Raw genomic sequence first — 22,266 nt, forward strand, 5'->3', positions numbered from 1 at the left:
TCTCATCCGTTTTGGTCTACGTTTTTAAATGGCGCAAAGTCTCATTAATTGCTTTGCTTTATTTTTCACTCCTGATAGTTTTTTTTGCGATACTTAATGAATCAAGATGGTATCTATTATCACTTATGCGCTATTTATTGTATTTTTCAAGTTCAGGAATTGCTATCATTATTCCCTTTTTTCTTTTGTTGTTAGCCTATTTAATGTTAAGTCGAATAGAAGATGACCGTTCGCTATCAGGCATGCGTATTTTTTTTAATTTGACGATCTCTTTTACTTTTGTTGGGATTGTTATTTTTACAGCATGGGTTGTTATACAAAGAAACTATTATATGACTCGGTTCTTAGCTATTTATACCTTAGTGGCTATGTACTTAATTATTAATTTTTTTCTTTTTATTGTTCTCAACCTTCTCTTGTTACTATTTAAGTTTAAAATGCGATCTAATGATATTTTATTAGTTCTTGGCGCCCAATTAACAGCGAACGGTGAGATGGACAAGACTTTAATTTATCGATTAAAAAAGGCATTAAAAATTTTTAAACAAAGTAGAGCAAAAGGTCAAAAGCTGCATTTAATTGTCAGTGGGGGAAATAGTCACGAAAATATTGCTTCAGAAGCTGAAAAAATGGCGAAATTTTTAATTGCTAATGGTATTGACCATCACTTCATTACTATTGAAGATCAGGCTCGAACGACTAGAGAAAATCTCATTAATATTCAAGAGCTTTTAAATGATTGTTTTCCTGAACGTGGGAAGACGCTCATTGTAACAAGTTACTTTCACCTTTTAAGGACTTATCTTTATGCTTGGCGCTTCGGTTTTGATTTAAGAGTCGTCGGGGTAAGAACCCAATTTGGTCATGGTTTTTTTGCTATTTTAAGAGAATACCTTGCTTTTTTTGTATTAACTAAAGAATTAAATTATTTTTTTATGATTGGATTATTAATTTATGGTATTCGTCAAGTGCTTATGATTTTCCAGTAGGAGGTAAAAATGCAAAGATGCCAATGGGTAGCGAATAAGCCTGATTATTATATTCAGTATCATGATAAAATATGGGGAAAACCAGAACATGATGATTTACTTTTGTTTAAATGGTTGGTGTTAGAAACGTTTCATATCGGCTTGTCGTGGCAACTAATTTTATCTAAAGAACAAGCTTTTGAACAAGCTTTTGATCAGTTTGACTACCGAAAGATAGCCAATTATCAAGAAGATAAAGTTGAGGCTTTATTAAAAAACGAAAAGATTATTCGTCATCGCGGTAAGATAGAAGCTACAATAACCAACGCTCAAGCTTTTATCAAAATTCAGCAAGATTTTGGTAGTTTTGATAATTATATCTGGCATTTCACCAACAGACAGCTAGTATTAAGACCAAAAAGTCAGAAAGAACCCAAGACAGCTTCAAAGTTAAGTGATGAAGTCGCTCGTTCCCTAAAAAATTATGGTCTTAAATTTGTAGGTTCAGTAACTATATATTCCTACTTACAAGCTATTGGTGTTATTAATGATCATGATGCCGATTGTACCTTTCGTTTAAAATAGTAAAAGCCCAATTACTTCCAGTAACTGGGCTTTTCATGTGTAATGTGTTTAAAATAATCGGTTATTCAAATTAGCAAATCAGTAAATATAAGAGAGTCAAGTCTGATATTAAGCGTAAATTCAAGCCGCTTGACTTATTTAAACGGTCAATTCGATAATTAAGCGTGTTGCGATGTAAGTACAAATCCTGGGCGGTTTTACTAATATTCCCCCCATTTAGAAAGAGTTGGCGTATCAACGCACGATCTTGATCATCTGAAATCGTTTGACCATAGTTAGCAAATTGGGCGAGATGACTTTCTTGTAAGTTCCTACCAACTTGTTGTAAAAGCAAATGGCTCATGCGATTAATGGTGTTTTTCTTAAGTACCCTCTGATGACTTTCTATCTGAGCCACGTCAAAAGAAATTTGATCTTCAACACTTTCTATACCAGTATAAGGAGACCCTATGATGACAAGCGCTGATTGTCCAAAGTCATCATTAAGCATTTTTAGAATTCCTTCCATCATTTGGGATCCTTGGTTAGCCCAAAAAGAATTGTGGATGACATAAACAAAGTGATGTGAATTTCGTTTTATATAATCAATAATGTTTTGACTGCTTGATCTGAGAGTAGATAACCACAAGGATTGATCAAAGTCTGTTTGCAAATGCTCAAAAAAGATATGAAACAGACAATAACCTTCTTTATGAGAGCCCTCTAAATCAAGAAGAGAGTGAGGAATTTGAATGACTCCATTTGCTTTCATTGTAAGACCTCCTCGTAAATAAACGGTTTAAAGATTATACTTAATTTAGCGAATAACTTTTTCGCTTTCTTTATCGAAGAAATGAATTTTTTCCATATCGAAGGCTAATTCAATGGATTCTCCTGGAGTATATACTTCTTGTGCGTTTACTCTAGCAATGAACTCATCTGATCCAATCGTTAGATACAGCATGGATTCGGACCCCAGCAACTCTGCGACAGAAATCTTAGCATTAACAAGCGAGTCTTTAGATTTCGCAACAATGCTTGTTTCCGCGTGAATATCTTCCGGACGAATGCCAAGAATAATTTCTTTTCCTAAATACCCCTTATCTGATAACAACTTTTTGTGATGAGGGCTTAATGGCAAGTTAATACCTTGATTATTGGTTAAGGTATTACTTTCAATAGTAACAGTAAAGAAGTTCATAGCTGGTGAGCCGATAAAGCTTGCCACAAAAACATTATTGGGTTTATTATAAACTTCCTGAGGGCTACCTATTTGTTGAATATAGCCGTCTTTCATAATAACGATTCGACTGGCCATTGTCATAGCTTCAGTTTGGTCATGGGTTACATAGATAGTAGTTGTTTTTAATTGCTGATGCAGTTTGGCAATTTCTGCCCGCATTTGTACGCGCAATTTAGCGTCAAGATTTGATAAAGGCTCATCCATTAAAAAGACTTTGGCATCACGAACAATCGCTCGACCTAAAGCGACTCTTTGTCTTTGACCACCGGACAGAGCGGCTGGTTTGCGGTTTAAAAATTCAGTTAAGCCGAGTAAGTCAGCGGCATGATTGACACGTCGGGTAATTTCACTTTTATCATACTTACGCAGCTTTAAACCAAAAGCCATGTTGTCGTAGACAGTCATGTGCGGGTAAAGGGCATAATTTTGAAAGACCATAGCGATGTTTCGATCCTTAGGTGCTACGTCGTTCATCAATTTACCATCTATAATCAGTTCGCCTGCTGTTATTTCTTCTAAACCAGCAATCATTCTTAAGGTGGTTGATTTTCCACAGCCGGAAGGTCCAACAAAGACGATGAACTCTTGATCAGCTACATCTAAATTAAAATCAGTTACTGAATTGGTTTTTGCGCCTTCATATCTTTTATTAATCGACTTTAAGTTTATTTCAACCATTTTAATCCTTCTTTCTTACATAATAATTCTAGCTTAACTGAAATTTGTGGATTATACGATAGGCAATGTGCACAAGAAAAGGGAAATCCCAGAAAAGCTGGGCTTGTCTGGGTATTAAAATTAATTAATTATTTACTTTTTAATTCTGAGAGTATATCTTGTAATAGTTCGACTTCTGAAGGGCTTGCTGGCTCTTCTTCTGGAGAAATAATTTTTTTGTTTTGTGCTTTTTCTAAAGCTTTAAGTGTGATAAATAAGAAGCTACCAATTAAAAGAAAATTAATAATTGCTTGGATAAATGCTCCATAAACAATTTCAGTCTTACCAACTGTCAGAACAAGACCTGAAACATCTGCTTGACCTGTAATGGCTATAATGAGTGGCATAAAAATATTATCGACTAAAGAAGTAACAATTGCTGTAAAAGCTGACCCTAAAATAATCCCAGTTGCCATAGTAACAACATTTTTATTTGCAATAAAACCTTTAAATTCTTTCCACATAAAAATTAATTCCTCCGTAACAATTCATTTAATACTTATAGAGTACCATGAATTCGAAATAAATCAATGTCGAAATTTTTCATTTGCTATATTTTATGAACAAGTTGGTGACTGGAAATAATTTCTTCGGGAAGATCCCAATAATTATTGATGATTTTATGGACCCATTGATAAGCTAGATAGGGTCCACTTGTTAAGCCGGAAGACCCTAAGCCAGAAATTGTCCATAGATTGGATAAATCAGGGATGGATCCGATTAAGATATCGCCATTGTCAGTGAAGGCTCGAGTACCTACTTTTACTCGATAAAGAGGATAGTTAAAAACATCCGGAAAAATTTGCTCAGCCTTTGTTTTTAGCTCTTTGATAACCATGGGATTAATGGTTAAGTCTTTTGCTTGGTCATCTTCATGACTTGCGCCAATTACTATCTCACCATTATCAAAGGGAAGGATATCAATGCCACCCGGTGACATAATAACAGGCCAGTTGTTATCGACCCATTGTGGGTGGTAGATAGAAAATAGCTGGCCTTTTTGAGGGCGTAAGTTACAATCAAACCGCAAGGAGCTTAGAAGTTCTTTGACAGCGGGTCCTGCTGCCAAAAGGACCTGATCTGCAGTAAATGAGTCTTGATCAGACTGAATCAAAAAGCTCTTTCCTTCTTTAAGCAACTGAACTTCTTTTTTAACTATTTTCCCCCCTTTTGTTAGAATCGCTTTATGTAATAAAGCAACCAATGCCTGTCCATCTACTCGGCCACCCCCTTTAATTAAAGAGCCAGGCCAAGGGCTATCAATAAGAGGAAACAAATCATGAATTGCTTCTTGTGTTAGTGTTGAAACTTTTCCGATAGAAGGAGATTGCTCTCTTTTTGAATCTGCGTTTTCAAGATCTCTGTGTAAGTCTTTTTCATTTTTACGTAGAATCAAAGTCCCAGTTTCCTTAAAAAGACTGGAAGCATCAAATCCGTCTTCAGTTAAATCTTGAATAAATTGACGGTAGAATTCTGCACCATGAACGACAAGGTGATACCATTTTTTATTTCTTCTTTTGGAAAACCAAGGACAAATAATTCCAGCCGCCGCCTGGCTGGCTTGACCAACTTCTTTATCGAGAAGAATTACTGGATAGCCAGAACGAGTCAGATAATAGGCAGCTGTCGATCCAACAATACCACCGCCAACAATGATAAAAGGAAAATGTTTTTTCAAAAATATCCTACCTTTCATTAATAGAAATTAAAATCAGTAAATGCTAAATTAGAGACATCAAATTAAAAGGAGACCTTTTTATGGAAGAAACACTCAGACAGATTCAAAATCACCGTAGTATTCGCTTTTATAAAGATCGCCCAGTTGCAGTGGAAACTCGTCAGCAACTAATGGAAACTATGAATGCCAGTCCGACTTCAAATGGGTTGCAGGCCGTTTCAGTTGTCCGTATTACTGATCGTATTTTACGCGAAGAATTAGCCAAGGTTGCAAAACAAGCCTATCTTGCCGAGGTGCCTGAACTATTGATTTTTCTTGTGGATTGGCATCGCAATGCTGAAATAGCTAAGGCTAAAGGCTATCAAGGAGAAAAATATCGCTCAATGGATTATTTCTTTCAGGGAGTGGCTGATGTTTATATTCAAGCTCAAAGCTTAGTGATCGCTGCTGAATCTTTAGGATTAGGAACGGTTTATTTTGGATCGATTTTAAACGATTCAGCTAGAGTCATTGAACTATTAAAACTACCTGACTTGACTTTTCCTTTAGTAGGGGTTGGGTATGGCTATCCGGACGATCAACCCCCATTGAAACCACGAATGCCAATCGAATTTAAATTATCTGAAAATTATTATCGCGCAAATCCAGATTATCTTCAAATGTTGGCAGACTATGACAAGGAAATGACACAATACTATGACACTAGAAATAGCAACCAAAGAGTGGATAGCTTTACTAATCAAGTTAAAAATAAAATTGCTATTGGCAAAAAGAAAAGAGCCCAGTTAATGCAAGTTGTTAGTAAACAAGGCTTTAATGTAATGCTAGAAGATGGAATGGATTATTAAAAATTAGAAAATAATATTTTTGATGAGAAAAGAGTGAGGGATTTAATCTAGCGATTCCTTAAATATAACTAGCTATATGCTTATTGCTAAGGTAGTTATCCTTCAATAAAAATTTTTTGTAGATTAATGGTTGACAGGATTGTTTTTTTTGATTAGAATACTTCTAACAAATCGAATGAAACACGTAGATGTGGAAAGTAGATCGTCAGACTATTTTAAAGAGAGCTTGAGTAGGGTGAAATCAAGCAGTAGGAAGCGATTGAAAATGGCCATGGAGTGGTTATCCTGAATGCATAGCAATAAGGATAAACGGCTGCAACCGTTAGTAAGCCTCAGTATAACAAGTGATACTCACTTGCGTACTGGCAGAGGTAACCTTAGTGATGAGGTTACAAATTAAGGTGGTACCACGAAGTATTAACTCTCGTCCTTTATTGGAGGAGAGTTTTTTGTGTTTTATTGAAAGGAGTGAATACTTGATTGAATTAAAAAATGTATCTGTCACTTTTGAAAAAGAAAATAAAAAAATCCAAGCGGTTTCAGGTGTAAGCTTACAGATACAAGCGGGGGAAATCTTTGGCATTGTGGGTTATTCTGGTGCCGGCAAATCCACTTTAGTTCGAACAATCAATCTTTTACAAAGACCTTCTAGCGGGCAAGTGATAATAAATGGAGTTGATTTGATGCAACTGTCAGCGTCTGAATTGAGAAAATCTCGCAAGAAGATAGGGATGATCTTTCAGCACTTTAATTTGATGAATTCAAGAACGGTGGCAGAGAATGTTGCTTTCCCACTTAAAGATTTAAAATTATCTACTGCTGAAAAAGAAGCGAAAGTGTCTGCTTTGTTAGAAATGGTTGGCATATTAGATAAAGCTCAAGCCTATCCTGAACAGTTATCAGGTGGGCAGAAGCAAAGAGTAGCGATTGCTAGAGCCTTAGCTACAGACCCTTCAATTTTATTGTGTGACGAGGCAACCTCTGCTTTGGATCCTAAAACCACACATTCTATTCTTGATTTGCTAAGGCAGTTAAATCAAGAATTGGGCTTATCGATTATAATGATTACTCACGATATGAATGTTGTTAAAAACCTCTGTCATCGAGTGGCTGTAATGGCTGAAGGGCAAGTGATTGAAGAGAATGGCATTGTCGAAATGTTTACCCAACCTCAAAACCCATTGACGCAAGAGTTTATAAATATGGCTACCCACTTTGATTGGGACTATGAATTAGTGCTTAAAGAAATGCGAGGAGCTAACTCTTCAGAAGATTATTTCATCGCTCGCTTATCCTTTGTCGGTCAAGAGGTGACGGAGCCCTTTATTGCACAGTTAGCCAGAGACTATCAGGTACATTGTAATATTTTATATGGTAATATTGAAGCTTTAAGAGGATCATTTGTAGGTAATCTTGTTGTCACGGTTGAATCAAAGTCGCAAGATTGGGAACGAGCTTTAGTCTTTCTGGAAAAACATAAAGTAAATGTCGAGATTTTAACCGATAGGGAGGGTGTTAAGTGGATGAATTAGAAGTAAATGTATATTCCTTTATTAATGACCAATTCCCCAATTTATCATCTTTTTTAGAAAAATGGTTACCCAATGCTTGGCCCATTCTCGACGAATTTATTGTTGCAACTATCGAAACCTTATATATGCTGATACTGACCATCCTTTTTGCAGGTTTATTAGGTTTAATGCTTGGCGTAGTTATTGTTGTAACAGGACCAAAAGGTATTTTAAAAAACCAATGGATTTATCAAGTCTTAGACAGTTTTATTAATATTTTTAGATCCATTCCTTTTATTATTCTTTTGGCTTTATTAGTCCCTTTTACACGTATGCTTGTAAATACTTCCATTGGCCCGACGGCGGCTGCCATTCCTATCATTGTAGGAACGATTCCCTTCTTTGCTAGGCAGGTGGAGATTGCTTTGTTAGAGGTAGATGAAGGGATTGTTGAAGCGGCTCAGGCCATGGGGTCTTCACCGTGGGACATCATATGGCGTGTCTATATTCGAGAGGGCTTAGGATCTTTATTAAGAGTATCTGCTTCGACTGTTATTAATGTTATTGGCTTGACAGCTATGGCGGGTGTAGTAGCTGGAGGTGGCTTAGGAACCGTTGCGATCGCTAGAGGCTATCAAAGAAGTCGTTTTGACGTTGTCATAGTAGCAACCTTATTGATTTTATTAATTGTTTTGATCAGTCAATTGCTATTTAATTGGTTGATTCGAAAGGCAGAAAAACATAAAAGAAAGTATTAGAAAAGGAGAATTATGATGAAAAAATTTTTAAAAGTATTATTAGTGGGTTCTTTATTAGGGGGGGTTACTCTCAATAATGTCTTCGCTGAAGATAAAGAAGATTTTTCAGGTCAGAGTGTTTCAGTGGGTGTCGCTTCAGAATATGAAGAAGATGTTTGGCAAAGTGTTGCTGATATTGCAGAAGAGGAGGAAGGAATAAAAATCAAACTGGTTCTATTCAATGACTATGTTCAGCCAAATATATCTTTGTCTGATGGGTCGATTGATTTAAACGCCTTCCAGCATGTTGAGTTTTTAAATGATTGGAACCAAGCTAATGACGGAGATTTAGTATCGATAGGTTATACATATGTTGCACCTTTGAAAGTTTACTCTGAAAAAATTGATTCTCTCGATCAATTAAAAGAAGGAGATAAGATTGCTATTCCAAATGATGCGACAAATGGGGGGCGTGCTTTACTAGCACTTGAACAAGCAGGTGTGATTGAAGTGGATGATGAAGCGGGTGTGTTAGCTGAAGTAAGTGATATCACCAAAAATGAATTGAATTTAAAGTTTGAAGAATTAGATGCTGCACAATTAGTGTCGGCTTTACCCGATGTAGCGGCTGCGGTTATTAATAATAATTTTGCCAATGATGCAGAACTAGAAGAAGATCTCGTTATTTTTAACGATGCGGCGGATATTGAAAAGCTACCAGATTCATATAAAAATATTATTGCTAGTCGTAAGGAAGATAGTAAAAACCCACTATTTTTAAAAATTGTAGAACTTTATCAAAGTGAACAAACAGCTAAAAAAATAGAAGAAGTTTCAAAGGGTTCGGATCAACCTGCTTGGTAATAATAGTGATACGACATGTTGAGCATTGTTTTTCGACTGTATAAAAATACAATTCGTTTAGACGGCTTATTGTCTCAAATATGGTATAATTGAACCATCAGTACAGACATAGAGGAGGAATTTCAATGTTCAAGCGTGCCGGATCATTTGTGCAATATGGTTTATTAGTTACTTTACTAACTTATGGATTATTAACCAGTTTGGGAGGACCTCAAATTTATACTTTCTTATCCATTGTAATTTTAGGAATTATTTTAGGTCTATTGTTCCTAATCTATTACACAAAATCACTAACTTTTGGTCAAAAGTTAGCGAGTCATATTGGGGCTTCAGCCTTAGTGATAATTGCTGTTGCTTTATTCAATGGTTGGATGCAAGTCGATTGGGATAAGGTTCTTGCAGGAATACTTATCTTATCTGTTTTATGTTTGTTTGTTTATTTTGGCTATCACTATCTAATGAACAAGCGTCAAAAACCGCAAGCTACTATTGAGCCTGAGGTCACTGATAAAGTGGCTCCGAGGTCGGATTTTGATCCTAGGACAGGTGAAGTCCTTCATCAAGAGTCGGTATCAAAAGAAAAAGACACTCATAAAGCCGACTTTGTAAAAGAGGAAGCAAAAGACATTGACCCAAGACAAACAAAGGAAGTTGAAGTTGCCGAGCCAATGGATTTTGAGGTAACAGAGCCCAACCAATTTGAGGAAGTTGAAACTTATGAAGTAGTTGAGCCTTCTGATGAAGCAGAAGAAGTTGTTGCTGTTAACACAGATCTAGAAGGGGATCTCGTTCTGGAAGAAGAGGTAAAGTCAGACGAAAGCTATGAAACTCTCAATAAGTCAGAAGACCAAGAAAAGATTTAAAATGAAAAAAGATTAACCCATTAACTATGAGCAGTGTTTATCTCACAGCTTCATAGGTTAATGGGTTTTCTTAATGAAGAAAGTTCTGAGCTTTGACTAATAAGTCTTTATCATTCGAATAAGTAATTTTATCTAGAGCTTCTTGGTAAGGAAGCCATATGAATTGACTCACTTCTTCTAATTGACGAGTGACTTTATTTGAGTTTGTCTTTGCTATAAAATAGACGACTTCTTTCATAACATCTTTTTTAGGAGAAAAGAGAGTAGTCTCTCTGAATTGATTATTCAATTCAACTTCGAGACCTGTTTCCTCTTTAATTTCTCGAAGGGCTGTTTCTTCTTCCGTTTCACCTTTTTCAATATGTCCTTTAGGAAATGCCCAGTGGCCACCATTTTCATGTTGGATGAGGAGAAAAAGAAAGTCTTGATTATCTTTATAGTAGATAACTGCTCCACATGATTTTTCTTTTTTCATAGATTTCCTTTCTAGAATAAGCGTTCTTGAATATTGTGGGTAACATCGTGGCGTTCATTGGTATAAGCATCTAAAATTTTCTTTTGATTATCAGTGAGACTTTCTTGAGGCAAATTGTATAAATCAGCAATAAACTCTCTAGGAAAGAAAATACGATGGTCTCCTCTGACTTGACCTGTTAAGGAATGAACTAAACTTGAAACTTGAGAAAGTTCGACAACTTGATTGGTTTTAGTGACTAAGTCAATTTGTACTTTTTGACTTGAGTGATAAGGTCGATAATAATCGTAAGGAAGGTCAAAGCTGGAATCTTCATTAATATAATAGTTAGGGTCAAATCCGACTTTACTTAATTCATTGAAGATGGCAGTACGTAGCTCTTCTCTTTCATTGTCATTTGTAATGACTGATTTAAAAGGCTTACGATTAATAAAACGGTAGGCCAAATCAGCAAGAATGGGATCTTTTTCATCTGCCCATTGGATAAAATAAGCGTTCATTATATGATCATCTAACTTGAGATAATCATCAAGGGTCCAATTGTTTTTTAAAAAAGGTTCGAGTAAGTGGATAGGAGCCTCAATTTTTTGACAGTTGTCACGTTCAAGATAACAATCTTTAGCACGAGCTAAAAGTCCCTTGAGGACTTGTTCCATTCCTCTAGAAACTGGGTGGAAATAAACTTGCATATACATTTGATAGCGACTCATAATATAATCTTCTACCGCATGCATACCAGAAAAATCAAAAACGATTCTTTTATCAAACGGTCGGATGACACGCGAAATGCGAGTTAAGTCAAATTCACCATAGGATACCCCTGCATAAAAGGCATCTCTTCTTAAATAATCCATACGGTCGGCATCAATTTGACTGGAGATTAATTGAACAACTTGTTGATTAGGATAGGTTTTATTGATGACGGACGCTACCTTTTCAGGGAAGTCATCACCTAATCTTCTTAAAACTTGGTTAACTTCCGTTTGCTTAGAAGTGATAATTAATTGAGTTAAGGCCTCATGGTCAGTATTAAAAATAGCTTCAAAAGTATGTGAGAAAGGACCATGTCCAATATCATGTAAAAGGGCTGCGCAAATAGCAACCATTCGTTCATCATTATTCCATAACCCATCGCCATCCGTTTTAGAGCGATAATTACGGTCAAATTGGCTGATAATGCGACGGGTAATTTCGTAAACACCTAGCGAATGGTTAAAACGAGAGTGTTCTGCACCGTGAAAAGTATAAGAAGAAGTTCCTAATTGTTTGATGCGGCGCAAGCGTTGAAACTCTCTGGTGTCAATTAAATCAATGATGATACGGTCACGAATATGAATATAATCATGAACAGGATCACGGAAAACTTTTTCACGTTCAAGTTTTTGATTGGCAATAATATTTTGGAATTCAGACACCTATTTCACTCCTTTAGACTTTTCTATGTTAGTGGTTGAATTTTTTGACTACGTTGATAGGCTTTTTCAAATAGCGGTTGATAGATAGAAATTAATTCAGGGTCTTTATAATTTCCTTGATCAATCGCTGTTTTTTGAGAGAGGTAGTTTATAAAATGTTTTTGATAATCAGATAAGGAAAGATCTTGGCCAAGAATTTCAGATAGCGTTGACATAGAACGAGGTTCAATAGTAGGAAAGCGTTGATCGGATTGACTAAGTGAGTAAAATTGCTTCATTAGTTGGCCACGAGCAAATTGGTTACCATTGACACCAATATAAGCAGCAGTAGTAACAGCATCTTTATAGCGACGCTGTGCAATTCCACCTACCTTTTTTTGGTTAATGACCACATCATATTTACCTGGACAGTAAGAATCAGCAATTTCATAAGCCTCTACTGTTAAACCGTAATGATTTAAAGTCGCTTGAATTACTGCAATGGAAAAGCTAAAAGCTTGATCAATTGATAAGTTGATTGAACGATTGTCTGTTACAATTGCAAAATTTAGGATGCCTGCATCTTCAACCACTCCCAATCCACCATGTGGTCTTACAGATACTTGATAGCCTGCTTCTTTTAAATAGCTAACACCCTTGGGTAAGTTTTTTAAAAGTTTATCTTTAGCTCCTAAGAAGACACTCGGTTTAAAAATAGGATAAAAATGAAAAATACCATAAGCTTTATCTTTTTTTTGAAGGTCATTTTTTTGTAGGAGATATCTAAGAAAACTATCTTGATAAGCTAAGGCTACATCTCTTTGATCTTTCAGTGGGTTTTCTTGTTCTTGAAAAACTAACCATTTATGTTGTGATAGAATAGATAATAGATTTGAATCAGTCATTGACGAATACTCCTCAAATTGTTAAATTTTAAAGGCTATTAACACTTTGATTATAGCAAATTTTGTTTTATAATAACATGAAAGCTTTAAAGTAAAACTACTTATTAATCAATTAAGCACCAGTAGCTCAGCTGGATAGAGCACTCGCCTCCTAAGCGAAAGATGATGGTTCGAGTCCGTCCTGGTGTATCAGTGACGACATAAGGATGAGAGGAGAAAGATGGAAAAACAAGCAGTCGATGTTTATGTCGAGCAAAAAATAAATTATGCACAAACGAAACATTCAGACCGATGGGAGCACTCCTGTCAAGGTCATACTTATATTCTTTCTACCTATCAAAAACTAATTTATCATGATCAATTAGAAAGAAAAATTGAAGTAAAATGGCAACTGGATGATTCAAAACAAAAGATTAACAAAGTGAAGGTAGATCAAGGAAAGCAGACTTTAGTTTTTAATATAAATCATGCAACCACCACTCTATATGAAAGTGATCAAGGTATCTTATTATTAGAAATCAAAACGGATAGAATTGACTATAGTAAGACAGCTGACGGTCAAATGATACAAATTCACTATCAAATGCATACGAACGATCAATCACTAGGTGATTATTTCTATCAATTGAAATTTACATCATAAATTAGCAATTCCTAGTGAGAATTTTAAGGAGGATAAAAATGGAATTAAAGAAATTTGAAGGCCAAATAAAGGAAGAATTATCGTTAATTGAAGTGGCATATGCTATTTTAGAAGAAAATGGTGAGGCTATTGATTTTACTCAACTGCTTTTAGATATACAAAGTTATCTAAAAGTTTCAGATGAGTTTATTGAAGCCAAAATGATTCGCTTTTATACAGATTTAAATATTGATGGGCGTTTTATCTCAGTAGGTGACAACCGTTGGGGATTAAGATCATGGTACGCAGTGGATGAAATTGATGAGGAAATCATTACCTCTTCTGAAGAAGAAGCTTCAAAACGCCGTAAGAAGAAGTCAGGAAAAGTGAATGCTTTCGCTGACAATGAAGAAGATATGATTGATTACAATGATGATGACCCTGAAGATAGCGATGATGGGTATGTTTATGATGAAGACGAAGATGAAGAAGACGAAGAGGACGAAGAAGATGAACCAATCGAAATCCTAGTTGCTGACGTTGAGGAAGATGAGCCAGATGAAGATGAAGAGCTGAATGAGTATGCAACGGATTTATCTGAATTAGGTGACGAAGAAATCGACCTCGATGAAGATGAAGATTTTGACGAAGAGGACGATGATTTAGAAGAATTAGAAGAAGACTAAAAATAAAAAAGTTAGAGAGACCGGTTCATTTGAATGGGTCTCCTTTTTATTCCAGATAAGATAATTGTAGTTAGCTAAGTTAAAAAATCTATTTTAATGCTATCACGATTTGATGACAATTTGCTGCTTCGTTCGAAATTTAAGCTTCAATATGATAAAATACGCCTATATTATAAGAAATTAGGATGTGGATTCATTGTCACATAATAGTATTCACAATAATCAGACTCAATTTGCTTTGCTGAAACAGTTACTTTATCATCAGCATTATCAAACAATGCTCAAATTTTTAGAAGACAATCCTTCTTGGGAAAGTCAAGAATTATCTAAACTTTTGCAATTAGGTCATGCTTATATTCATACAGATTTGAAAACGATCGAAGAATTATCTGGGCAAGTTGAAATGGACTATCTTACAAAGCCTAGTCTTTTAGAGCGTCGTGTCTATTCTTATATTCAAGGCTTAGCCATTAAATTGGAAATTAAAGAATATGATGATTATTTAAGAGCAATTACACCTTTATTGGTAGATGTATTAAGGCTAACTTTAGAAAACACGGTATTCCCCGACCTTGAACGTTATTTGGTTGAGGTAATGAAAGAAACTGATGAAGGGATCCCTATTTATCGCGGTTTACAGTGGAACCAGTCTTTAATCGAAGCTGATAAAAATGGCAAAATTAATAGAACTTGGGAACGCTACTATGGGAAACATTTTAATTATTCGCACTATGTTTCTTCTAGTCACTTATTAAAGTTAGTAGAAGACTATGTAAAAGACCCGAAAATTTTAAAGTTAGCTGTTCAAATACGACATATTGAAAAATATGCGAGAAATATTGTGGCCCATGAATTAATCTATGTAGATGATGCTTGGTTAAAACATCGTCTAAAAATTGAAGCTAAGGAAGTTCATCAGCAAATTATTAATATGATAAATGCTGCAGGGTTAAGAGATCCTCAGCAGTGGCAAGGCTTAGCTAGTATTCAAGCCGCTATTGAAAAAGAATTAGAAAAAAATTATACGAAGATGTCGAAATAACGACTAATCTTGATAAAAAGGAGTCATTATCTATGAAAAAACTGATCATCCGTGGAGGCAAAGCACTAAATGGTGAAATTAATATTAATGGAGCAAAAAATTCTACCGTTGCCTTAATTCCAGCAGCCATTTTAGCCGATTCGGAGGTTATCTTAGAAGGAGTGCCAGATATTCAAGATGTCCACTCTCTACTTGAAATTTTGGATGAGTTCCACGTCAAGACTTCTTTTGAAAATAATATATTAAAAATTGACCCTTCTCATATGCAGTCAATCCCTATGCCAACAGGTAAAATTCAGAGTTTGCGAGCTTCTTATTACTTTATGGGAGCAACCTTATCAAAATTTGGGGAGGGCGTAATAGGGTTACCCGGAGGTTGTTTTTTAGGACCTCGTCCCATTGATCAGCACGTAAAAGCCTTCCGAGCTTTGGGTGCGGTGGTTGAGGATGAATACGGGGTAATTACCCTCTCAACTCCCGAAGGGCTTAATGGAAACCGAATCTATATGGACGTGGTTTCAGTTGGAGCAACTATCAACACTATTTTAGCCTCAGTTAGAGCTGAGGGGAAGACGATTATTGAGAATGCCGCACGTGAACCAGAAATTATTGATTTAGTGACTCTATTAAATAAAATGGGGGCAAAAATTCGTGGAGCTGGAACTTCAGTTATACGAATCGAAGGTGTCGACCGTCTAAAAGGAACCACTCATACAATTATTCCCGATCGAATTGAGGCAGGAACCTATATTTCAGTTGCAGTAGCAATGGGAAATGAAATTAAAATTAATAATGTAATTTTTGAGCATATTGAAAGTTTTATCGCCAAACTAAATGAGATGGGTGCTAAGATGGAAATTGGAGAAGATAGTATTCTCGTTCATCGCTCGGATGATTTAAAAATGGTTTCATTAAAAACCCAACCTTATCCAGGATTTGCAACGGATCTACAGCAGCCATTAACTTCTGTATTAATTAAAGCAAATGGAAAGGGAACGATTACGGATACCATATACCCTCAAAGAGTTAAGCATATTCCTGAATTAAATCGTATGGGAGCTAATATTAAGGTGGATGGCGATATTATTCGTGTGGAGGGCCCGGCTAAATTGACTGGTGCTCCAGTTCGTGCCAGTGACTTAAGAGCAGGAGCCTGTTTAGTTATTGCTGGTTTAATGGCAGAGGGTCAAACAGAGATTACAGGTGTTGATAATATCTTAAGAGGTTATTCAAATATTGTTGAAAAACTGCAAGAAGTCGGAGCTGATATCCAAATGGTTGAGGATGAATAGAAAGGAAGTACCCAGTGAGTGATGCATTTTCCTTAGAGAATTTATTAAATAAAGAAGTAAAAGACTTATATGCTTATGCTAGGGAATTAAAAATCCCTGATTTTAGTCAACTGTCTAAAAAAGAATTAGCTTTAGCTGTGATGCGAACACAAAAGGAAAAGCAAGGTTTTTTCCAAGTGGAAGGTATCTTAGATATTCCTAATGATGAAGGCCTAGCTTTTATTCGTCCGATTAATTTCTCTCCTAGTAGGGAAGATGTTTATATTTCAGATTCACAAATCCGCCGGTTTTCCTTGAGAAATGGTGATCGAGTAGGAGGACCTGCTCGACCGCCTAAGGACTCAGAACGTTATTATGGTTTGATGCAGATATCGAGCGTCAATGGGAGAGATCCTGAAGAAACGCTTAATCGAGATGCTTTTGCCAGTCTAACACCCATTTATCCAGACCGGCAGATAAAATTGGAATATAAACAAAATGTTTTATCAAACCGCCTGATTGATGTGATTGCACCAATTGGGTTCGGTCAAAGGGGATTGATTGTCGCACCACCTAAGGCTGGTAAAACAACTATTATAAAAGAGATAGCACGAGGGATTGCCAGTAATTATCCTGATAGTAAACTCTTTATTCTCTTAATTGATGAGCGTCCTGAGGAGGTAACTGATATTGAGCGTTCAGTCAAGGCAGAGGTTGTCTCATCAACTTTTGATGAAAGACCGCAAAACCATGTGCGTTTGGCAGATTTACTACTTTCTCATGCACGTCGCTTGGTGGAAGATGGACAAGATGTTGTTGTCCTTTTGGATTCAATCACACGGTTAGCACGAGCTTATAATTTGGTGGTGCGACCGAGTGGAAGAACATTGAGCGGAGGATTCGATCCTGCAGCTTTTTATTTTCCTAAGCGGTTCTTTGGTTCAGCTAGAAACATTGAAAATGGCGGGTCTTTAACGATTTTAGCTACTGCTCTAGTAGATACTGGATCAAGAATGGATGACATTATTTATGAAGAGTTTAAAGGCACGGGCAATATGGAACTTCATTTGTCCAGAGAATTAGGCCAAAGACGTATCTTCCCAGCTATTGATATTAAAAAATCTTCTACCCGTAAAGAAGAATTATTAATTGAGGAAAACTATTTAAGTCAAATCTGGGACTTGCGCAATTTAATGACTTCTAACGGTTTAGAATATACCGAACAATTAATACAATTAATGCGTCAGACAGATAATAATCAAGACTTTTTTGCACAGTTATCCAAACTTTCAAGTAAATAAATAAGAAATACCCTTACTAAGTGAGGGGTTCTTTTTTGAGAAAAATATATATTTCTTATAGATATGGTTGAATATAGTAAGAAGGAGAATACTTATGAAATGTTTGAATTGTGGTTATGAAAATCTGCCAGATGCTAAATATTGCTCAGAGTGTGGCTTGCCGTTAAACAATGATCATTTATATAAAGAAAATGATAGTGCATCCTTTGATGGAAGAGTAAATCTATTAGAAAATGAAAAGAGTCCAAAAGATTCTATCCTGTCCCAAAGTAGAATGGATTTATATCATGGACAAGATGAAAGAAACTTGTCAACAGACCAGGAGGATAATAAATCTGAGACTACACAATTAGATCATAAAGACCACAGGGTACTAACTAAGCGAGAAGGCTTTGATTGGAAAAAGCTTGTTGGTTTTAGCCTGATTTTTTTAGGAGTAATTAGTTTTGTCATGATTTATCGCTTAAATTTTTCTAAAGCAGCAGTTGAAGAGCAATTCACTAAGGCTATTAAAAAGAAAGATTATTTAAAGGCAGCAGCGGTAGTAAAAACACCTATTACTGAAGCGCCCTGGACAGATTTAGATGTCAAACGAACAATTGAACATTATCAAGAAGCTGATATTGATTTTCCACAATTATTGCTAAATGGTAATTTATCAACAGGTATTGAATGGCAAGGAAGTAAGTTGGCGAAAACAGAAAAAACGGGAAGCTTTCTGTTGATATTTCCTAAATATGCGATTAATCTTTATCCCTTACCAGTCCAACTCTCTCTTTCTAATGAATATCGTGACCTAAAAATATTGAGTGAAGACCAAACTACTCAGTCTATTAACTCAAAAGGAGGCATTTTAATTGAGCCTCGAATACAAAATGTGATGATTCAATATACTTATCAAGGAAAAACCGAAGAGGTTTGGTTTGATTTAGATTATAGTCAATTAGAAACACTCCGACATAAGCTGTCCTTAGTACCAGTGACTAACACTTTAATGGTGGATAAAGCTCTATTAGGAGTAAGACCTGATCTACCTTTTCAAGTAAGTTCATTTAATATTGATGGTCAGGAGTATTCACAGAATCAGATTCAATTGTCAGGCTTTGTTGGTCAAATTTTTGAAGTGAGCTTAAAGGCTAATTATAATGGCCACGAATTACAGACAGAAACCATTCCAGTCAAACTAGTCAATAAAACAAAAACCGCTTTAGACTATTCCCAAGATCAAAACCTCAAAGCGCAGATCCAACAAGCGGAGTTAAAATAAAAAAAAGAAGGCTCATTTTGAAGCCTTCTTTTTCAACAAATAAACTATCCATATTAGCAAAAGATTATAATAAAACGAAGGTGTTATAGAGTTAGCTCTATGGTACTATTAGAATCTAACATAAAAAAGGAGGTTACTTATGGAATGGATTAAATTAATCGGAATTATTATTATCGTTCTTGGTTTTTATTTTAAGCTAGATACCTTAGCAACTGTTATACTGGCAGGATTAGCTACAGCTTTAGTTTCAGGGATTTCCCTGGCTGAATTTTTCACAATTTTGGGAGAAACTTATACTAAACAGCGAGTTGTATCTTTATTCTTTTTATCTTTACCAATGATTGGATTATCAGAAGCTTATGGTTTGAAACAGCAAGCTGTTAAACTGATTGGAAAATTAAAGGGGTTAACCACTGGTTGGCTATATTCTCTTTATATGTTGATTCGTATAATTGCAGGATTTTTATCAATTCGTTTGGGAGGACACCCACAATTTGTGCGTCCATTAATCTACCCAATGGGTGAAGCAGCAACTAAGTTAAAAGTAGGCGACGATCTTAATGAAGAAGAAACCGAATTGATTAAAGGGCGTGCGGCGGCTAATGAGAACTTCGGAAACTTCTTTGGACAAAATACTTTCATAGGTTCAGCTGGAGTCCTCTTGATTGCTGGGACTTTAAAAGAGTTAGGTTATGAAGGAACGACGGCTAATGTAGCCGTTGCTTCAATGCCAATTGCTATCATTGCTTTAATTGTAGTGGTCGTTTACAACTTATTATTGGATGTCAAAATTAGACGTCATCATAAAGGGGAGGTTAAATAATGCAACTCTTAAGTAATTATGCTGGGTTTCTAGCGATAACTTTCCTTGAAAGCTTAAATGCCGCACTTGAACCTTATGTGCCAATGCTTTTGGAAATCACTTTTATTCTTATTGGTTTGCAACTTCTCCACACGGCATGGCGAGCTTTTACAGACGAAACGAATCCTAATCGAGTTGGAACAGCCATGTTTTGGGGTTTATCTGGTCTCACTTTTTTAGGTGGACAATTTATCCCCCCTATGATTATCGGAATTATCATCTGTGTCATGGGTGCTTTATCACTCTTTAAACAAGTTAAAGTGGGAACTTTACCAATAGTTGATGAAGATAAAGCAGAAGCTCGTTCTGAAAGAGTCGGTAATAAAATCTTTATCCCTGTATTAACACTTGGGATAGTGGCTTTAATTATTGGATTTACGATTCAAAGCTTTAATGTAGTCGGGATCGCAATGGGTGCAGTTTTAGCCACCGTTATAGTGTTCATCGTTTCAAAAGCTAAACCCTATGAGTTTCTTGATGAAAATAGTCGAATGGTACAACAAGTTTCTACTACAGGTATTTTACCTCAGCTACTAGCCGCTTTAGGAGCAGTCTTTACAGCGGCAGGTGTTGGTGATGTCATTGCCAGTTTGATTGGTGGCGTCGTTCCTGCTGATAGCCGTTTCTTTGGAGTGGTTGCTTACGTAATGGGAATGGTAATCTTCACTGCCATTATGGGCAATGCTTTCGCAGCCTTCACCGTTATTACTGCAGGAATAGGAATACCTTTTGTATTTGCCTTAGGGGCAGATCCTTTTGTGGCAGGAGCCTTAGCCATGACTGCTGGTTATTGTGGAACTTTGATAACGCCGATGGCTGGAAATTTTAATGCTTTGCCAGCAGCTCTATTACAAATGAAGAATGAGTATGGCGTCATTAAACAGCAGATTCCAGTTGCAGTGGTAATGATTGTAGTCCATATTGTATTAATGTATTTCTTTGCTTTTTAATTGTAAAATAGAAGTGAATAGGGAGGAATTTGATGAAAATTTTAGTAACAGGCTTTGATCCCTTTGGTGGCGAAGACGTAAATCCAGCCATTGAAGCAGTAAGAATGTTGCCTGATGAGATTGCAGGAGCAGAAATCATAAAATTGGAAATCCCGACTGTTTTTCATAAATCAGCGGAAGTTGTTCGTGAAAAAGCCTTGGAAGTAAAACCGGATGTTATTTTAAACATCGGTCAAGCAGGGGGGCGTGCGGAGTTAACACCTGAGCGTGTGGCCATTAACCAAGATGATGCGCGTATCCCAGATAATGAAGGCAATCAACCGATTGACGTTTCTATTCAAAAAGACGGAGAACCTGCGTATTTTGCTAGCTTACCGGTTAAAGCAATGGTAGAAGCTATTCGTAAAGCCGGTCTACCCGCAAGCGTTTCGAATACTGCTGGGACTTTCGTTTGTAATCATATTATGTATCAGTCACTTTATTTTGCGGCAAAAGAGATGCCGAATACTAAAGCAGGCTTTATGCATATTCCTTTTATGACCCAACAAGTGGTTGATAAGCCAAACGTTCCTTCAATGTCATTGAAGGATATTGCTAAGGGAATTGAAAAAGCAATTGAAGCGATTGTTGAGTATAATGAAAAAGAAGATATCAAAGCTGTTGGTGGCGCTACTCATTAATCTTAGAATTAAAAAAAGAAATTAAAACAGCACTCTCTTTGATGGGGATTAATCCATCAAAGAGAGCGTTATTTATTTAGGAAATACTTTCAATAAAAGCTTGTGTTCGTTGATGTCGTGGATTATTAAAAACATCGTAGCTGCTTCCTTCTTCTAAAAGGATACCTTTGTCTAAAAATACGACTCGGTCTGATACTTGTTGGGCAAATTTCATTTCGTGAGTTACAAGGATTAAGGACATATGCTGGTGGGCAATTTTTTGAATAAGGTCTAAAACGCCTCCAACCAGTTCAGGGTCCAAAGCAGAAGTGGGTTCATCTAATAGGATAACTTTGGGTTCAATCGCTAAAGCCCTAGCAATTCCAACTCTTTGCTGTTGTCCGCCTGATAGCTGGTGAGGGTAGTCATCTAGATGGTCCCCCATACCAACTTGCTGTAGGAAGGGGATGGCCCTTTCCTTTGCTTGAGATTTAGAAAGTTTTTTCACCATTAAAAGATGTTCCATCACATTCTCCAGCGCAGTCTTTTTAGAAAACAATGCATAATTTTGAAATACCATAGCTGTTTGTCTACGGAGGTTAAGAACATCAGTTTGAGAGACCGTTTCAACATTCAGTGTTAACTGATCCAAACGAATAGTTCCCTCGTCAGCAGGTTCAATAAAGTTAATTGTTCGTAGTAGAGTCGATTTGCCCGATCCAGAGGGTCCGATAATAGTCAGGACTTGTCCAGCCTCAACTTTTAAATGGATATCTTGAATAGCTTTTTTATTTTGAAATGACTTTGACCAATGATTTAGTTCTAACATTTTAAGTTCC

The 22,266-nt window shown here is 36.2% G+C and carries 23 protein-coding genes, 1 tRNA gene, 1 pseudogene and 1 other annotated feature; of the genes and pseudogenes, 17 read left to right on the top strand and 8 right to left on the bottom strand.

The window, feature by feature from the left end; genetic code table 11:
• Window positions 1-137: 137 nt before the first annotated feature.
• Both ACQV2R_RS02470 and ACQV2R_RS02475 read left to right on the top strand, forming a co-directional pair.
• Entirely contained in the window at window positions 138-989 is an 852-nt protein-coding gene (locus ACQV2R_RS02470) for a YdcF family protein (RefSeq protein WP_428876595.1), read from the top strand.
• Window positions 990-998: 9 nt separating this feature from the next.
• Window positions 999-1,553, top strand: a complete 555-nt coding sequence (locus ACQV2R_RS02475; protein WP_428873120.1) for a DNA-3-methyladenine glycosylase I — start codon at window positions 999-1,001, stop codon at window positions 1,551-1,553.
• 70 nt (window positions 1,554-1,623) lie between these two features.
• On the opposite strand, the gene ACQV2R_RS02480 is transcribed toward ACQV2R_RS02475, so the two are convergent.
• The 4 genes from ACQV2R_RS02480 to ACQV2R_RS02495 all read right to left on the bottom strand — a co-directional run bounded on the left by ACQV2R_RS02480 (window position 1,624) and on the right by ACQV2R_RS02495 (window position 5,170).
• Window positions 1,624-2,304 (bottom strand): PucR family transcriptional regulator, encoded by a 681-nt coding sequence (locus ACQV2R_RS02480; protein WP_428873121.1) that lies wholly within the window; start codon window positions 2,302-2,304, stop codon window positions 1,624-1,626.
• Between the two features lie 45 nt (window positions 2,305-2,349).
• Complete coding sequence (locus ACQV2R_RS02485) at window positions 2,350-3,453, bottom strand: ABC transporter ATP-binding protein (RefSeq protein ID WP_428881968.1); 1,104 nt, start codon at window positions 3,451-3,453, stop codon at window positions 2,350-2,352.
• 128 nt (window positions 3,454-3,581) lie between these two features.
• Complete coding sequence (gene mscL / locus ACQV2R_RS02490) at window positions 3,582-3,956, bottom strand: large conductance mechanosensitive channel protein MscL (protein ID WP_428873123.1); 375 nt, start codon at window positions 3,954-3,956, stop codon at window positions 3,582-3,584.
• An 86-nt stretch (window positions 3,957-4,042) separates the two neighbouring features.
• Window positions 4,043-5,170, bottom strand: a complete 1,128-nt coding sequence (locus ACQV2R_RS02495; protein ID WP_428875234.1) for an NAD(P)/FAD-dependent oxidoreductase — start codon at window positions 5,168-5,170, stop codon at window positions 4,043-4,045.
• A gap of 80 nt (window positions 5,171-5,250) precedes the next feature.
• On the opposite strand from ACQV2R_RS02495, the gene ACQV2R_RS02500 reads away from it, so the two are divergent.
• The 5 genes from ACQV2R_RS02500 to ACQV2R_RS02520 all read left to right on the top strand — a co-directional run bounded on the left by ACQV2R_RS02500 (window position 5,251) and on the right by ACQV2R_RS02520 (window position 9,993).
• Window positions 5,251-6,018: an NADPH-dependent oxidoreductase gene (locus ACQV2R_RS02500; protein WP_428891781.1), complete on the top strand. Its 768-nt coding sequence runs from the start codon at window positions 5,251-5,253 to the stop codon at window positions 6,016-6,018.
• Between the two features lie 176 nt (window positions 6,019-6,194).
• Window positions 6,195-6,453, top strand: a binding site (T-box leader).
• A gap of 41 nt (window positions 6,454-6,494) precedes the next feature.
• The gene (locus ACQV2R_RS02505) at window positions 6,495-7,550 is read left to right on the top strand and encodes a methionine ABC transporter ATP-binding protein (RefSeq protein ID WP_428873126.1); all 1,056 of its coding nucleotides are present in this window, start codon (window positions 6,495-6,497) and stop codon (window positions 7,548-7,550) included.
• A gap of 20 nt (window positions 7,551-7,570) precedes the next feature.
• Entirely contained in the window at window positions 7,571-8,287 is a 717-nt protein-coding gene (locus ACQV2R_RS02510; protein ID WP_428873164.1) for a methionine ABC transporter permease, read from the top strand.
• Between the two features lie 15 nt (window positions 8,288-8,302).
• On the top strand, window positions 8,303-9,130 hold the full coding sequence (locus ACQV2R_RS02515) for a MetQ/NlpA family ABC transporter substrate-binding protein (protein ID WP_428873127.1): 828 nt from the start codon (window positions 8,303-8,305) through the stop codon (window positions 9,128-9,130).
• 125 nt (window positions 9,131-9,255) lie between these two features.
• Window positions 9,256-9,993: a DUF3021 family protein gene (locus tag ACQV2R_RS02520; RefSeq protein ID WP_428873128.1), complete on the top strand. Its 738-nt coding sequence runs from the start codon at window positions 9,256-9,258 to the stop codon at window positions 9,991-9,993.
• Between the two features lie 70 nt (window positions 9,994-10,063).
• On the opposite strand, the gene ACQV2R_RS02525 is transcribed toward ACQV2R_RS02520, so the two are convergent.
• Genes ACQV2R_RS02525 through ACQV2R_RS02535 form a run of 3 tightly spaced genes read right to left on the bottom strand, consistent with a single transcriptional unit; the run spans window position 10,064 to window position 12,767 of the window.
• The gene (locus ACQV2R_RS02525) at window positions 10,064-10,468 is read right to left on the bottom strand and encodes a bis(5'-nucleosyl)-tetraphosphatase (protein WP_428873129.1); all 405 of its coding nucleotides are present in this window, start codon (window positions 10,466-10,468) and stop codon (window positions 10,064-10,066) included.
• An 11-nt stretch (window positions 10,469-10,479) separates the two neighbouring features.
• The gene (locus ACQV2R_RS02530; protein WP_428891782.1) at window positions 10,480-11,883 is read right to left on the bottom strand and encodes an HD domain-containing protein; all 1,404 of its coding nucleotides are present in this window, start codon (window positions 11,881-11,883) and stop codon (window positions 10,480-10,482) included.
• 23 nt (window positions 11,884-11,906) lie between these two features.
• The gene (locus ACQV2R_RS02535) at window positions 11,907-12,767 is read right to left on the bottom strand and encodes a lipoate--protein ligase family protein (RefSeq protein ID WP_428873131.1); all 861 of its coding nucleotides are present in this window, start codon (window positions 12,765-12,767) and stop codon (window positions 11,907-11,909) included.
• 116 nt (window positions 12,768-12,883) lie between these two features.
• On the opposite strand from ACQV2R_RS02535, the gene ACQV2R_RS02540 reads away from it, so the two are divergent.
• The 10 genes and pseudogenes from ACQV2R_RS02540 to pcp all read left to right on the top strand — a co-directional run bounded on the left by ACQV2R_RS02540 (window position 12,884) and on the right by pcp (window position 21,448).
• A tRNA-Arg gene (locus ACQV2R_RS02540) sits at window positions 12,884-12,956 on the top strand.
• 31 nt (window positions 12,957-12,987) lie between these two features.
• Window positions 12,988-13,410, top strand: a complete 423-nt coding sequence (locus tag ACQV2R_RS02545) for a DUF1934 domain-containing protein (protein WP_428873132.1) — start codon at window positions 12,988-12,990, stop codon at window positions 13,408-13,410.
• Window positions 13,411-13,448: 38 nt separating this feature from the next.
• Window positions 13,449-13,712 (top strand): annotated as a pseudogene (rpoE, locus tag ACQV2R_RS02550) (DNA-directed RNA polymerase subunit delta); the annotation flags it as partial.
• Window positions 13,713-14,271: 559 nt separating this feature from the next.
• A complete protein-coding gene (locus ACQV2R_RS02555) occupies window positions 14,272-15,117 on the top strand; it encodes a hypothetical protein (RefSeq protein WP_428891783.1) in 846 nt (281 codons plus the stop codon).
• Window positions 15,118-15,149: 32 nt separating this feature from the next.
• Window positions 15,150-16,409 carry a UDP-N-acetylglucosamine 1-carboxyvinyltransferase gene (locus ACQV2R_RS02560; RefSeq protein WP_428873134.1) on the top strand — a complete coding sequence of 420 codons (1,260 nt, stop codon included), beginning with the start codon at window positions 15,150-15,152 and terminating at the stop codon, window positions 16,407-16,409.
• 14 nt (window positions 16,410-16,423) lie between these two features.
• Window positions 16,424-17,689, top strand: coding sequence for a transcription termination factor Rho (gene rho / locus ACQV2R_RS02565; protein WP_428873135.1), 1,266 nt, complete (start codon window positions 16,424-16,426; stop codon window positions 17,687-17,689).
• A gap of 94 nt (window positions 17,690-17,783) precedes the next feature.
• On the top strand, window positions 17,784-18,956 hold the full coding sequence (locus tag ACQV2R_RS02570; protein ID WP_428891784.1) for a zinc-ribbon domain-containing protein: 1,173 nt from the start codon (window positions 17,784-17,786) through the stop codon (window positions 18,954-18,956).
• A 139-nt stretch (window positions 18,957-19,095) separates the two neighbouring features.
• Window positions 19,096-19,779 (top strand): DUF969 domain-containing protein, encoded by a 684-nt coding sequence (locus ACQV2R_RS02575; RefSeq protein ID WP_428873137.1) that lies wholly within the window; start codon window positions 19,096-19,098, stop codon window positions 19,777-19,779.
• A gap of 83 nt (window positions 19,780-19,862) precedes the next feature.
• Complete coding sequence (locus ACQV2R_RS02580) at window positions 19,863-20,768, top strand: DUF979 domain-containing protein (protein WP_428873165.1); 906 nt, start codon at window positions 19,863-19,865, stop codon at window positions 20,766-20,768.
• A 32-nt stretch (window positions 20,769-20,800) separates the two neighbouring features.
• Window positions 20,801-21,448: a pyroglutamyl-peptidase I gene (pcp, locus tag ACQV2R_RS02585; protein ID WP_428873138.1), complete on the top strand. Its 648-nt coding sequence runs from the start codon at window positions 20,801-20,803 to the stop codon at window positions 21,446-21,448.
• 76 nt (window positions 21,449-21,524) lie between these two features.
• Here the strand turns inward: pcp and ACQV2R_RS02590 are convergent, their stop codons facing one another.
• Window positions 21,525-22,256 (bottom strand): amino acid ABC transporter ATP-binding protein, encoded by a 732-nt coding sequence (locus ACQV2R_RS02590; protein WP_428873139.1) that lies wholly within the window; start codon window positions 22,254-22,256, stop codon window positions 21,525-21,527.
• Window positions 22,257-22,266 lie beyond the last annotated feature (10 nt).

Origin of the sequence: Facklamia sp. P12937, assembly GCF_050409505.1 — a bacterium.
Lineage (GTDB): Bacteria > Bacillota > Bacilli > Lactobacillales > Aerococcaceae > Facklamia.